The 13,228-nt window shown below is 43.8% G+C and carries 8 protein-coding genes; 3 read left to right on the forward strand and 5 right to left on the reverse strand.

Features of this window, described 5'->3' with window-relative positions; translation table 11 throughout:
* Positions 1-86: 86 nt before the first annotated feature.
* A complete protein-coding gene (locus tag PSBA01_RS13490) occupies positions 87-437 on the reverse strand; it encodes a hypothetical protein (protein WP_416383521.1) in 351 nt (116 codons plus the stop codon).
* A gap of 721 nt (positions 438-1,158) precedes the next feature.
* Here PSBA01_RS13490 and PSBA01_RS11730 point away from each other — a divergent pair.
* Positions 1,159-2,058 carry a LysR family transcriptional regulator gene (locus tag PSBA01_RS11730; protein ID WP_071001594.1) on the forward strand — a complete coding sequence of 300 codons (900 nt, stop codon included), beginning with the start codon at positions 1,159-1,161 and terminating at the stop codon, positions 2,056-2,058.
* Between the two features lie 108 nt (positions 2,059-2,166).
* On the opposite strand, the gene PSBA01_RS11735 is transcribed toward PSBA01_RS11730, so the two are convergent.
* The gene (locus PSBA01_RS11735; protein ID WP_071001593.1) at positions 2,167-3,348 is read right to left on the reverse strand and encodes an aspartate aminotransferase family protein; all 1,182 of its coding nucleotides are present in this window, start codon (positions 3,346-3,348) and stop codon (positions 2,167-2,169) included.
* 41 nt (positions 3,349-3,389) lie between these two features.
* Positions 3,390-3,581 (reverse strand): DNA gyrase inhibitor YacG, encoded by a 192-nt coding sequence (locus PSBA01_RS11740; RefSeq protein ID WP_058025847.1) that lies wholly within the window; start codon positions 3,579-3,581, stop codon positions 3,390-3,392.
* A 182-nt stretch (positions 3,582-3,763) separates the two neighbouring features.
* Between PSBA01_RS11740 and PSBA01_RS11745 the strand changes: the two genes are divergently transcribed.
* Positions 3,764-4,420, forward strand: coding sequence for an SAM-dependent methyltransferase (locus PSBA01_RS11745; protein WP_071001592.1), 657 nt, complete (start codon positions 3,764-3,766; stop codon positions 4,418-4,420).
* Positions 4,421-4,597: 177 nt separating this feature from the next.
* On the opposite strand, the gene PSBA01_RS11750 is transcribed toward PSBA01_RS11745, so the two are convergent.
* Both PSBA01_RS11750 and purD read right to left on the reverse strand, forming a co-directional pair.
* Complete coding sequence (locus tag PSBA01_RS11750) at positions 4,598-5,992, reverse strand: ABC1 kinase family protein (RefSeq protein ID WP_058025850.1); 1,395 nt, start codon at positions 5,990-5,992, stop codon at positions 4,598-4,600.
* A 391-nt stretch (positions 5,993-6,383) separates the two neighbouring features.
* Positions 6,384-7,694, reverse strand: coding sequence for a phosphoribosylamine--glycine ligase (purD, locus tag PSBA01_RS11755; RefSeq protein WP_093071009.1), 1,311 nt, complete (start codon positions 7,692-7,694; stop codon positions 6,384-6,386).
* A 591-nt stretch (positions 7,695-8,285) separates the two neighbouring features.
* Here purD and PSBA01_RS11760 point away from each other — a divergent pair.
* A complete protein-coding gene (locus PSBA01_RS11760; protein ID WP_186474459.1) occupies positions 8,286-13,130 on the forward strand; it encodes an NAD-glutamate dehydrogenase in 4,845 nt (1,614 codons plus the stop codon).
* Positions 13,131-13,228: the final 98 nt, after the last annotated feature.

Here is a 13,228-nt window from a genome sequence, read left to right on the forward strand (position 1 = left end):
GCTATTACGCATGAAGCGTCAGCGCCATTACAGCCTTACGATATTGACTATCAAGTGCAAAGTCATAATGAGTTACAAAGCCCCATTTATGATGACAGCTTCAGCATAGATGACTCTATTGGACAAAATGATAGCGTAGCACACTCAGCTACTAGCTCTGAGCCAATTGTTGAGCCTGAGCCAATTGTTGAGCCTGAGCCAATTGTTGAGCCTGAGCCAATTGTTGAGCCTGAGCCAATTGTTGAGCCTGAGCCAATTGTTGAGCCTGAGCCAATTGTTGAGCCTGAGCCAATTGTTGAGCCTGAGCCAATTGTTGAGCCTGAGCCAATTGTTGAGCCTGAGCCAATTGTTGAGCCTGAGCCAATTGTTGAGCCTGAGCCAATTGTTGAGCCTGAGCCAATTGTTGAGCCTGAGCCAATTGTTGAGCCTGAGCCAATTGTTGAGCCTGACGCAAATGATTCTCAGTTAGCAGTACCATCAGATGAAGATCCTCGTACTTTATTACGCTGCGCCCCTCAAGAGTTGACAGGGGAGTGGAATTCAGAAAAATGGGATTACTGGTTACAGACAGCTCGTGAGGCAGAAGTGTTGGCACAGGACGAGCTGGCACTTGCTCGTCAAGGTACGATGATAGGTCAATGTAATGGCACAGCCACTTTTTTGACTAGTGTCGATAGTAGACATTTACAAGCGACTTTCCAGCAATTAGCTGCTAAGCTGCAGCAACAGTTCACAAGTGCAGAGATTGATTTAAAAATTGATAGTAGTATTATGCAAAGCGATGACAAAACACCAGAGCGTCGCCAGAAAAAACGTTTGGAGCAAGCCAAAACGGTTGCTGAGATGAAGTTGCGACATACACCCGTCATGCAATATTTGACTGAGCGCGGTGAAGGAAAAATGGGTAAGGTACAGCTATATTAAGTTTCAAAAAAAGCTGTTATTAACATCATTTAAAAATATAGATATGTTTTAGCAATGGTTTTATATAAAATATCAAGGTGATATTGTGCTATCGCCTTGATATTTTTTTGTTTTTTTTGAATAAGCAATTTGCATTCTTAAAAAATGAAAAATATTTAATAACGATAATATAAATTAATATTCGTTATAATGGTTAAGTTATATTAAAAACTGAAATGAAGTTTAGGTGAGAATATGTTGGATAATTTACGCGGTATGGCTGTGTTCGCCAGTGTGGTCGGACACGGCTCTTTTAGTGGTTCTGCTCGCGAGCTTGGTATTACTACTAGTGCAGTCAGTCAGCAAATTCGTTCACTAGAGAATGAGCTTGGCGTTGTGCTATTGCATCGCTCGACTCGTAAGCTCAGCTTAACGGAAGCTGGTGAGAGCTTTTATGAGTCGGCAAAAGATGTGGTCAGCGCGGCTGAGCAAGGTCGAATCAAAGTTAATCAATTGCGTGATGAGCTAGCAGGTAGTCTACGGGTGTCGACGACGCCTGAGCTTGGCGTAAATCATATATTGCCAGCGCTTTCTACATGGATGGCTGCGCATGATGATCTGAGTGTCACTTATCTCGCAGACAATCATTATATCGATATGATTGATGAACGTATCGACATCGCGATTCGCATGAGTCCATCGATTAATGACTCGAGTCTAAGTAGCTATCCGCTCACCGATGTGCGCCAGTTACTCGTGGCTTCACCCCAATATCTGCGTCAGCATCCTAAGATTAATACACCAAAAGATTTGGCTGATCATCAATTAATTTGTATTGAAATCATGAAAGATGCCAATCAGATTGATATGATTCAGACAGAGACCAACAAAAAAACGCGTGTAAAAATGAACTCACGTATCTACACCAACAATGTCTTTATGGCGACAACCTTAGCTAAAGAAGGTCATGGCTTGGTGAGAATGATGGAAATGGACATCAAAAAAGAGCTTGAGAGTGGAGAGTTGGTAGAGGTATTGACTGGTTATCAGTTGCCGAGCTTTGTACTATATGCCGTTACCTTAAACCGCGACCAACAACCAGCTAAAATCACTCGTTGCCTAGAAGTACTGAAGAAATATTTTCATGCAAACTAAGTGTTATGCAGACTAAATATTGGTTGTTTCAATAATCGGTCAGCAAAAAGCCTATGGATAGAATTGTCCATAGGCTTTTTTATTACATGCTACATATTCAAGCAAGCTTTAGAATGTTGGCTTTAATAAGTTGATCAATCGTTCAGCGACTTGTGTGCTTTCATCACGGCTCATATTGAGCGGTGGTAGCAAACGTACCACATGGCCACCTGTCACATTGATGATAAGTTTTTGCTCGTCACGGGCACGATCTACCAATTGGCTACAATCCATGTCTTCAGGTAGCGCAATACCAATCATCATACCAGCACCGCGGCTACTTACGCCGTGTTGTCCTAGTGCATTGGCGAGACTTTCTCGGATAAACAATCCTTCCGTCACCGCATTCTCCATGATGTCGCTATTTGCAAGTACATCGTACACGCTATGTACCACGCGACTGGCTAATGGCGTACCACCGTAAGTAGAGCCATGGCTCCCTGCGCCAAATAATCCATTGGCACGCCCACGTACCATACAAGCGCCGACTGGAAATCCATTGCCCAAGCCTTTGGCAGTGGTTAATACATCAGGGCGCGCATTGCTATGCTGATAGGCAAAATACTTGCCAGTACGACCATTACCGGTTTGCACCTCATCAAGCATGAATAACCAGTTATGAGCATCACACTCTGCTTGTAGCTCTTCTAAATAGGTAAAGCCATTGGCCGCAGTATTAAGACCACCTTCACCTTGGATCGGCTCTACAAAAATGGCGCAGATGTCCTCATGGTCTAACGCCGCTTGCTTTACCGCGGCAATGTCACCAAATGGCACACGGATAAAGTCGTCATCTAGCGTATAAAACCCTTCGCGGGCTTTTGGGTTAGCAGTGGCCGATAGTGATAGCAATGTACGGCCGTGGAATGACTGCTCCATCACGATGACTTTTGGGCGTGCAAAGCCTTGTTGCGACGCATACAGGCGTGCAAGTTTTAATGCGGCTTCATTGGCTTCAGCGCCACTATTGGCAAAAAAAACACTATCCATTTGAGCTGACATACATAGTATCTCTCCTGCGCGCTCTTGCCAGTCAATACCGAACAAATTACTGGTATGAACCAAGGTCGCTGCCTGCTGCTGAATAGCATCGGTCACTTGTGGATGGCAATGTCCTAATCCACATACCGCGATACCAGTTAAGGCATCTAAGTATGGCGTATCGTCTTTTGTATAGAGCCAACTGCCTGCACCGCGGGTAAAGCTGATGGGTTGACGATTATAAGTGGGCATTAGGTAAGTAGCAGACATGTAAAACATCCTTGGTATAATAAATTGAGTAAAGAGGTAGGTTATAGCTCGTCAGAAAAAGGTGTGGTTTCTGCAGGTAACGTATAGTCTTCATTTGCCCAAGCACCTAAGTCGATCAGCTTACAGCGACCACTACAAAATGGCTTATATTTGTTGTCTTGCCAAGCAGTTTGAGTGCCACAACGTGGGCAAGGGTAGGTTTTGGGTGCAGTGTTGGTATTAGAGTCAGTCATAATAAAGGTGGGAGTATCCTTGATGTTATTAGTATCATTTGCGCACGATAGTTATTTATTATCATATAAATTGTGATGAATTGAGGAGTACTAGTTGTCGGTATATTACTATTCAATTAGATTGGCTATATAATAGCATGGGGCAGAATAATGACAAAAGACAAATGCTTTAAGGATAGTAGATGACAGACAATATCGAGTTCACACATCAGCAAGCGCGTGCCTTTCAACCACAACGACTCTCCGCACCGCGCGACTTTATGATTCCAAAAATCATCAGTGATAATAAAGACGAAAAGCCGTTAATCTTGGAGATTGGAGCAGGGAAGGGCAAGCATGCACTTAGCTTTGCCCTGCAAAATCCTGATAAGCATTTGATCGCCATTGAGCGCACACGCAATAAGTTTGATGCTTTCTCAAGGCTGGCTACACTGCAAGATCTACCAAACCTAGATGCGATCCATGCAGATGCGATTGCTTGGACGGTGCATGCGCTAAAACCCAATAGTGTGGCTAAAATATTTATTCTTTATCCCAACCCTGAACAGCATAATCCCAATCAGCAATGGCTAAATATGCCCTTTTTTGAGTTTCTACTATCTCGCTTGCAAGTAGGGGGAGAGATAATACTGGCCACCAATATTCAATCCTATATGGACAATGCAGAGCATCAAGCAGCTAAGCTTTGGTGCCTACCAAATACTCGCTACCGAGTGCCTGTCGACAGCCAGCGTACGCATTTTGAAGTGAAGTACCTAGCGCGGCAAGAGGTATGCTGGGAGTTAAGCATCCGTAAGCCAAAATGGTATAAAACCCGGTTTGATAATTGGCAAGCTTAATAATAGACGAAAAATAGCCTAAGTAATAAAAAATTAAGTAATAAAAAATATAGTTAAAAGTGTGTCATTACAATATTACAATATAATGCGAAAATTAAATATAAAATAGCCTAAGCAGAAAATATAAATAAAAAAATCCTTCACTAAAAGACAGCCAAAATTTTGCACTACTAAAAACTATAAATAAGGTTTGACCAAGGTACTAGGGTTGGTATGTGCGTCAAGCACTGTTAAAAAAGTATATGCACCAATAAATTTGCGGCTAATAAACATGAATTCTTTTGGAGGAAGGTTAAATTCAAAAGATTGCATCGCACGAGTAGCTTTAGTGGATAAGCGTGAATGCAATTTGCTATTGGCCCAAATATAGCGATTTTGCTCATCCAAACAATCTGTAGGGATGTCATCGTTTTTCTCAGGATCGCTAAATGGCTCGGTAGCCAATAGGAACAATGAGGCAATATCAGAGCGTACTTTATCACTCATACTATCGAAGAAATCATAACCCGTCATCGCTAGAGTCATCGCCTGATGGTTGTGGTGATATCCTGCCCTCAATAGTCCACGGGCAATCGTAAGCAAATTACTATCAAATTGACGAATCGCACCAAAATCTAGCAAAACAAGTTTATCAATATCGTCTGTACTTTCACTAACTCGAACTAAATAGTTACCAAAATTAGGGTCCGTCTGCATTTCACCCCAGACAAAAATCTCTTGCATCATAATTTCGATGGCAGCTTGACCAATTGCACTGCGGCGCTCCTGAGGCAACAGCTGTAGTGCTTCAGACACGACAGTGATACCTGGCTCATATGACATACATAGCAGACGTTTTTTTGAGTAATTACGATTAATTTTAGGCACGATATAACGTGGATCATTGCTTAAACGATCGTAGAAACGCTCTGTTGTTGCTGCTTCTGCTTCATAATCGACTTCATGGTGGAGTAGGTCCCGTATTTCCTCAAACCAAGCATCGAGCGCGCGCGTTTGGGGGACGATGTTACTTACCTTTAGTAGTCGCTTAAATAGGGCGAGATCAGAGTTGATGGCATCGGCCACCCCCGGATACTGAATCTTCAACACGACTTGTTCACCAGTTGCTAATACTGTCGCCCGATGGACTTGAGCAAGAGAAGCCGTTCCAATAGGAACAGGGTCAACATCGAGCTCATTTAGTTTTTCACCCAATAGCTGGCGCAATGTTTGCTCAATTGTCGGCCAGGTAAGCGTCGCCGTATCATCATTGAGCGTTTGCAAGGCACGCGTAATCTCTGGTGGCAATATATGTTCACCATAGATGGCTAGCATTTGACCAATTTTGACAACTGAACCTTTCAATTTACCAAGCTCTGATGCCAGATAACTCGCTTGAGCTTCCATAAATGCTTGGTTACGTGCGGTCCGTGCTTCTTTATTCAAAAACATGCCAGACACACTATTACCCGCCCAACGACGACCAATATTTAAGGAGGTTTTAGCAATCGACATGCGGCGATCAAACCCTGAGGTTTTTAGACTATCGATTGATTGCTTATTGTTAGAAGGTTTAGACGTATCATTTGCCATAAATATAATCATTCATCCAGTTGGTATTGATTTGTGGGTTCGAGACCTACAATACAAGGGAGATGTGATGCACGGGTATAAAATTGTATCATATAAAGTGCATGGGTTTTATGAGCGCACACAGGCTGTTGATAGTTACTTTGTAAGTCAAAATAATTGCGTGATATTTTACCGATTTAATGTTGAGAGTTGTGCTCATGTCTGGTCTATCGTTAAGCCGCCATCTCATTTTTTATGAGCATTTCATCAAAAATAGACCTAAAAATGACTATCAAAAAATAAGACCTAGCATGCATGATGCTAGGTCAAATAATGTATAGCGTATCAGTCATATTTGCTTAATCAGACATATGGAGTGAAAAACTCACGTTATCTGACAAGGATTAACTCATCAAGCATTTTCACGAGCAATGGCATGATGCCCGATATCACGGCGATATTGCGCACCATCAAAGCTAATCGCAGCAGTGACTGCTAGTGCTGCTTGCTGAGCTTCAGAAATATTATTTGCTAAAGCAGTCACGCACAATACACGACCACCGTTAGTCACAACTTCGTTCTCATTGTCATTCGAGAATGCCGTACCAGCATGAAAGACTTTAACCGCATTATCGTTCGTAGTGTCCAGCTCTGGCAAGCCAGCAATCACATCGCCTTTCGATGATGTTTCAGGATAGCCTTTCGATGCAACTACGATACCTAGAGCAGGGCGGTTGTCCCATTTGGCTTCGCTAGGCAGTTGACCTGCCAACCCTTGTGCAACCAAGTCTACCATTGATGACTGCAGGCGCATCAAAATAGGCTGCGTTTCTGGATCACCAAATCGGCAATTGAATTCAATGACATAAGGATCGCCTGCTTTATCAATCATAAGACCAGCATATAAAAATCCAGTATAAGGGTGTCCTGCGTCTTTCATCGCATCGACGACTGGCTGAATGACTTGTGACATCACTTTGTCATGAACGTCTTTGGTCACGACTGGCGCAGGTGAATAAGCACCCATACCGCCAGTGTTGGGACCCGTATCCCCTTCAAAAGCACGTTTGTGATCTTGGCTGGTCGCCATTGGCAAGATATTGTCACCATCAATCATGCAAATAAAGCTGGCTTCTTCACCTTGCAAGAACTGCTCGATGACCACGCGACTACCAGCATCACCGAATTTGTTGTCCGCTAGCATATCGTCAATCGCTTCATGCGCTTGCTCAATAGTCTCAGCAACAATGACGCCTTTACCAGCAGCAAGCCCGTCAGCTTTGATAACAATAGGCGCGCCTTGCTCATCAACATAAGCTTTGGCAGCAGTAGCGTCTGTAAATCCTTGATAAGCAGCCGTTGGAATATTGTTTTGTTCCATGAATTCTTTGGCAAAGGTTTTCGAACCTTCTAATTGAGCGCAGTAGGCTGTTGGACCCCATGCTTTGATACCAGCATCACGGCACGCATCAACGATACCAGTGACCAAAGGTGCTTCTGGTCCGACGATGACCATGTCAATATCATTGTTTTGGCAAAATTCGATAACAGCGCTGTGCTCACTGGCATCAGTAGACGTTAAGACAACGTTTTGGCATTTAGGTTCAAGGGCCGTGCCAGCATTACCAGGAGCGATATAGACATTTTCGACATTGTCATCTTTTGCACACTGCCATGCCAGCGCGTGTTCACGACCACCTGAACCAATCACCAAAATATTCATCATACCTCTTGCCCTTAGCATTAAAGTTAATAATGAGCTATTCGTACGCTCGTAGATATATCGGCATATTCTAACAAAAAAACAGTATTGATTACTATGAGTATCCACTTGCCAGCACCTAATCTCGAATGCTAATGCTAATGCTAATGCTAATGCTAATGCTATGGCATTGAACATCATTGTCTCATTAGCAAAGGTTATCGACATGTCGTTGATTCATGAAATGATGTTGTACGCTTTAGCTCGCGCCGCAGGTGCGTTAAACTTCACTATATTGATGGCATTAAATCCTGATGGCTACATATTCATAAAAATAAGAGTAAAAAAGGAGAAAGTCTTTAGACGTCATAATAAAAGAATAAGTCGCGTGACTGGATATATTGCCATTGCATCACAAGTTATAGTCGAACCACTATTAAAGTGTTACAGCGTTAGACTCGTTTAGCCTACTACCGTAGTACTTGCACTCGTCTGCCTTATACCACTTTTAATATTGATTGACTATATAAAGCCCTATATGCAATGACGGTAATTAACACAGATTGATAAACATAAATAGATAAACCAAACCTATAAAAAGGACGAAGGACAATGCCAAACTCCCTCAGTATCGCAAAAGAGCGCATTAGCCAGATAAGCGATATTGCTACCAGTTATGTCCAAAAAGACAAATCGCTATTTGATCATTTTATCCATAGCTACTATGAGCCGCTGCATGAAGAAACTGCAGAGGCGATCAGTAATGCTGATTTGGCGGGCATGGCGCTACATCACTTTACATTGCTCAAAGCCTATGATTGCAGCAAACCACAACTGGCAGTATTGAATCCCTTAGCAGAAGAGCAGCACTTTCATAGCTCGCACACGGTCATTCAGATCGTGGCATATGATAGACCATTTTTAGTCGATACGATCTTGATGAGCCTTGAAGCTGAAGGTATCGATGTGCATCGTACTTACAATATCATCGTAAGTGTTAAACGCGATGAGGACGGCCAGATTACTTATGTTGAAGGCGCACATGAAAGTGCCACTTCTCATATGTCGTTGATTCATTGTGAAATTGCTTATCAAGATAATGAAAGCTTGGAAGCATTACAACAAATGCTTATGTCTAAAATTGACACGCTTGATACCGTCGTTGGCGACTGGAAACAAATGCGTGCGCAGTTAAATGACATTAAAGCTGAACTGTCTAGCAAACCACTGCCAGAAGTGTTCTACTCACAACAAGAAATCCAAGCATTTTTAGATTGGATATTAGATGACCACTTTATCTTCTTAGGTTATCGCGAGTACCGTTTAGAAGGCGGTCACGAAAACGAAGTCACCGAACCTACTAATTTGGATTTATTTGCCATTGGTAATAGCGGTCTTGGTCTATTGCGCGGTTCAGAAGAAGACAAGATATCAGAAAGCTTCAATCAACTGCCTAAAGGGCTAAAACAATTATTAACTGAGCCGCGCGTGTTGATGCTGTCTAAATCAAGCCGTGTATCTCCGATACATCGCTCGGTATATATGGACTTTTTGGGTATCCATAAGTTCGATGATAATGGTAAATTGATTGGTGAGTATCGCTTTATCGGTTTGCTGACATCGCAAGCGTATCAGCTTACCGTACAGCAAATACCGCTACTACGCGAAAAGGCCAACCAGATTATGGCCATGGCAGAATTGCCACGTGATGGTCATGCTCATCATAAATTGATGCATGTGATTAATACCTTGCCACGTGATGATCTGTTCCAAGCCAGCGTCGAAGAGCTGTACCCAATTGTCTCAGGTATTAGCCAATTACAAGACAAAAAGAGCTTACGCTTATTTAGCCGTATCGACCATTACCAACGTTTTGTCTCGTGCTTAGTTTATATTCCACGTGATAAGTTCAACACTGAGCTACGCATCAAAGTACAAAACGTTCTAAAAGATGCTTATAACGGTTTGTCTTCAGGTTTTACCACTGAATTCAATGAATCTGCGCACGCCCGCGTCCATGTCCATGTGCGCACAGTGCCAGGTCAAGTGAATGACGTTAATATCGCGACACTTGAAGTCAAATTGTCAGCACTTATGCAGTCATGGGATGATAATTATCAAAAAATGCTACTCGATAATGTGGGTGAGCAACAAGCCAACGCTTTGACTCGTCGCTTTTTAGACTATATTCCTGCTGCGTACCAAGAGCGTTTTGATGCTCGTACCGCAGTCGAAGATACGAAGCGTCTGGCGGGACTGACCGCAGAAAACCCAATGATTTGGCATTTATACCAGTCGACAGGCGATGCACGTAACCAACTTCACCTAAAGCTATACGGTCGCGAGCAGCCTGTTATCCTATCAAAAGTGCTACCAATACTTGAAAACTTTGGTGTATCGGTCATCTCAGCACAGACTTATGAGTTTGATTTGCCAGAGCAGCCTATCTGGATGCAAGAGTACGAGCTGACGCTAGAGCATGTCGATACGGTCAATATGCAAGTCGTGCGTGGTCAGTTCGAAGACAGCCTCAAGCAAATTTGGGCAGGCCGTGTTGAGAGCGATTCGTTCAATGAGTTGGTACTAACGACCAAGCTCGACACTTACGATGTCGTCGTATTACGTGCGCTGTCTCGCTATATGCTACAAGCTCGTGCGCCATTCTCTAGCGCCTATATCCAACAAACTGTCGTTAAAAACAGTGATATCAGTGTGGCATTGGGCAGCTTGTTTGATGCGCGCATGAACCCTGAATATAGTGATGAGACGCGCCAAGAAAAAACAACGAAAATTCAAGAGAAAATCACCGCTGCGTTAGCAGATGTCGATAGCCTAGACGAAGATCGTATCTTGCGCTGGTACTTGGATCTGATTAATGCCATGGTTCGTACCAACTTCTATCAAGTAGATAGCGACGGTCAACGCAAAGATCGTTTGTCGTTTAAGTTCTTGGCAGCAGACATTCCAAATCTGCCCAAGCCAAAGCCCATGTTCGAGATATTTGTCTATTCACCGCGCGTTGAAGCGGTGCATCTACGTGGTGGCAAAGTCGCCCGTGGTGGTTTGCGCTGGTCAGATCGTATGGAAGATTTCCGTACCGAAGTGCTTGGCCTCGTCAAAGCACAGATGGTCAAAAATGCCGTCATCGTCCCTGTTGGCTCTAAGGGCGGCTTTATTGTCAAAACCAAAAGCATGGCTGATGGCCGTGAAGCGTTCCAAGCAGAAGGCATTGCCTGCTATCAGACATTCCTACGCGGTATGCTCGATGTGACTGACAATATCGTTGATGGCAACATCGTCCCGCCAGCCAACACAGTACGTCATGATGAAGATGATCCGTACTTGGTTGTCGCAGCGGACAAAGGCACAGCGACTTTCTCTGATATCGCCAATGCGCTCGCAGCAGAGTACAACTTCTGGCTGGATGATGCCTTTGCTTCAGGTGGTTCAGTAGGTTATGACCATAAAGCAATGGGTATTACAGCGCGCGGTGGTTGGGAGTCGGTCAAACGTCACTTCCGTATGCGCGGTATGGATATCCAAAACCGTGATGACTTTACCGTGGTCGGTATTGGTGACATGAGTGGGGATGTATTCGGTAATGGTATGCTGCTCTCAACGCATACTAAGCTCGTTGCTGCCTTTAACCACCTGCATATTTTTATTGATCCTAATCCAGACACGGCGGCCTCATACGCGGAACGCGCACGCTTGTTTGAGCTACCGCGCTCATCATGGGCAGATTATAACGACTCCTTAATCAGTCAAGGTGGTGGGATATTCTCACGCCAAGACAAGACTATCGCTATCAGTCCTGAGATGAAATCGCTCTTTGATATCAGTGCAGACAGCCTTGCACCGAACGATTTGATCAGTGCGTTATTACGTGCGCCTGTCGATCTCATCTGGAATGGTGGTATCGGTACTTATGTCAAAAGTGCAAATGAGACGCATGCCGATGTTGGCGATCGTGCCAATGATTCGCTACGTATCGATGGTAATGAGCTGCGCGCAGCCGTCGTTGGTGAAGGTGGTAACTTAGGTCTAACCCAGCAAGGTCGTATCGAATACGCTCAAACGGGCGGACGCATATATACAGATGCCATCGATAATTCAGGCGGTGTAAACTGCTCGGATCATGAAGTCAATATCAAAATCTTACTTGGCAAAGTGGTCGAGCAAGGCGATATGACGCTGAAGCAGCGTAATGAATTGCTTGAGAGTATGACTGACACCGTAGCAGAATTGGTACTACGTCAGAACTACTTGCAACCACAAGCCATTGAGCTGAGTCATATTCGCGCCGCAGCCAATCTAAGCGACCATCAACGCTTCATCCAAATGTTAGAGAGTGAAGGGCGCCTGGATCGTGCGATTGAGTATCTACCATCAGACGAAGAGATTACGAAGCGTCAAAAAGCAGATACTGGTCTGACCAACCCTGAGCTCGCAGTTGTCTTGGCTTATGGCAAAATGTGGGTCTATGACAATCTGTTATCATCTGATTTACCAGATGATCCGTACTTCATTAACGAGCTACGTAAGTACTTCCCAGATGAGCTTGCGTCACGCTTTTTTGATGAGATGACTGAGCACCGCTTGCATCGTGAAATCATCAGCACTTACTTGACCAACAGTGTGGTCAACCGCTTAGGTATTGAAGCGCTATTCCGTCTGTTTGAGGAAACCGATCAATCACTAGCGACTATCGTGCGTGGTTATGCGATTAGCCGTGATGTATTCAACGTATCACGCGCTTGGCAAGCATTAGAAGCATTGGATAACCAAGTTGAAGCAACACTACTACTGAATCTTGAGCTGCGTCTACGTGATGCACTTGAGCGCGGTGTGGTCTGGTTCATCAACGCCTTCGGTCAAAACTTGCAAGTTGCTGATATGATTAGCCGCTTTAGTGAAAGTGTTGAAAAACTGACTAAGCAAAGTGGCTTTATTGAGCAGCAGTTTGCACAGTATCTGCAAGAAGACACCGAGCGTTTGATGCAAAAAGATCTGTCTGACAACGATGCTACCTTATTTGCGATGCTACCGTATCATGTCGATGCGCTTGATGCTGCATTGCTGGCTGAGCAATATGAGCGTCCTGTTGATGAGATTGCAACCCTATACTTTGAAGCCTATCAAGTGTTGCAGTTAGATTGGATGATGGACAATATTGCCAATTTACCACAGCAAGACTACTGGGATCGCCGTGCACGCCATGCGCTAGTGAACGAGTTGTCACGTAGCTTGCGCCTACTAATGGATGCGGTACTGTCTAAACCAGATGCTAAGCAAGCATTTAGTGAATGGAAAGCAAGACACGTCGATCAGCTTGCAGCAGTCACGACAGAGATGAATAAGTTAGATGAGCTGCATAGCAACAATGAAGAAGATCAAATTGGTCTGTCAACGCTGTCAGTATTGATGAGTGAGCTGAGTGGTTTAGTCACTAAATAATCAGTTACTCATTAAGAAATAAATATCTGTAAGTTCAAAAAAACCACCGTTCTTAATGTTCGGTGGTTTTTTATTGTCTAAACAAAATCGTTTAATCG

Origin of the sequence: Psychrobacter sp. KCTC 72983, assembly GCF_014280455.1 — a bacterium.
Classification (GTDB): Bacteria; Pseudomonadota; Gammaproteobacteria; order Pseudomonadales; family Moraxellaceae; genus Psychrobacter; species Psychrobacter pacificensis.

What these genes read in the sequence shown, in the direction of transcription:
- PSBA01_RS11735 (WP_071001593.1), bottom strand. Translation starts at nt 3,348, where the DNA reads ATGTCTGCTACTTACCTAATGCCCACTTATAATCGTCAACCCATCAGC.
- PSBA01_RS11740 (WP_058025847.1), bottom strand. Translation starts at nt 3,581, where the DNA reads ATGACTGACTCTAATACCAACACTGCACCCAAAACCTACCCTTGCCCA.
- PSBA01_RS11760 (WP_186474459.1), top strand. Translation starts at nt 8,286, where the DNA reads ATGCCAAACTCCCTCAGTATCGCAAAAGAGCGCATTAGCCAGATAAGC.
- PSBA01_RS11730 (WP_071001594.1), top strand. Translation starts at nt 1,159, where the DNA reads ATGTTGGATAATTTACGCGGTATGGCTGTGTTCGCCAGTGTGGTCGGA.
- PSBA01_RS11750 (WP_058025850.1), bottom strand. Translation starts at nt 5,992, where the DNA reads ATGGCAAATGATACGTCTAAACCTTCTAACAATAAGCAATCAATCGAT.
- PSBA01_RS11745 (WP_071001592.1), top strand. Translation starts at nt 3,764, where the DNA reads ATGACAGACAATATCGAGTTCACACATCAGCAAGCGCGTGCCTTTCAA.
- purD (WP_093071009.1), bottom strand. Translation starts at nt 7,694, where the DNA reads ATGAATATTTTGGTGATTGGTTCAGGTGGTCGTGAACACGCGCTGGCA.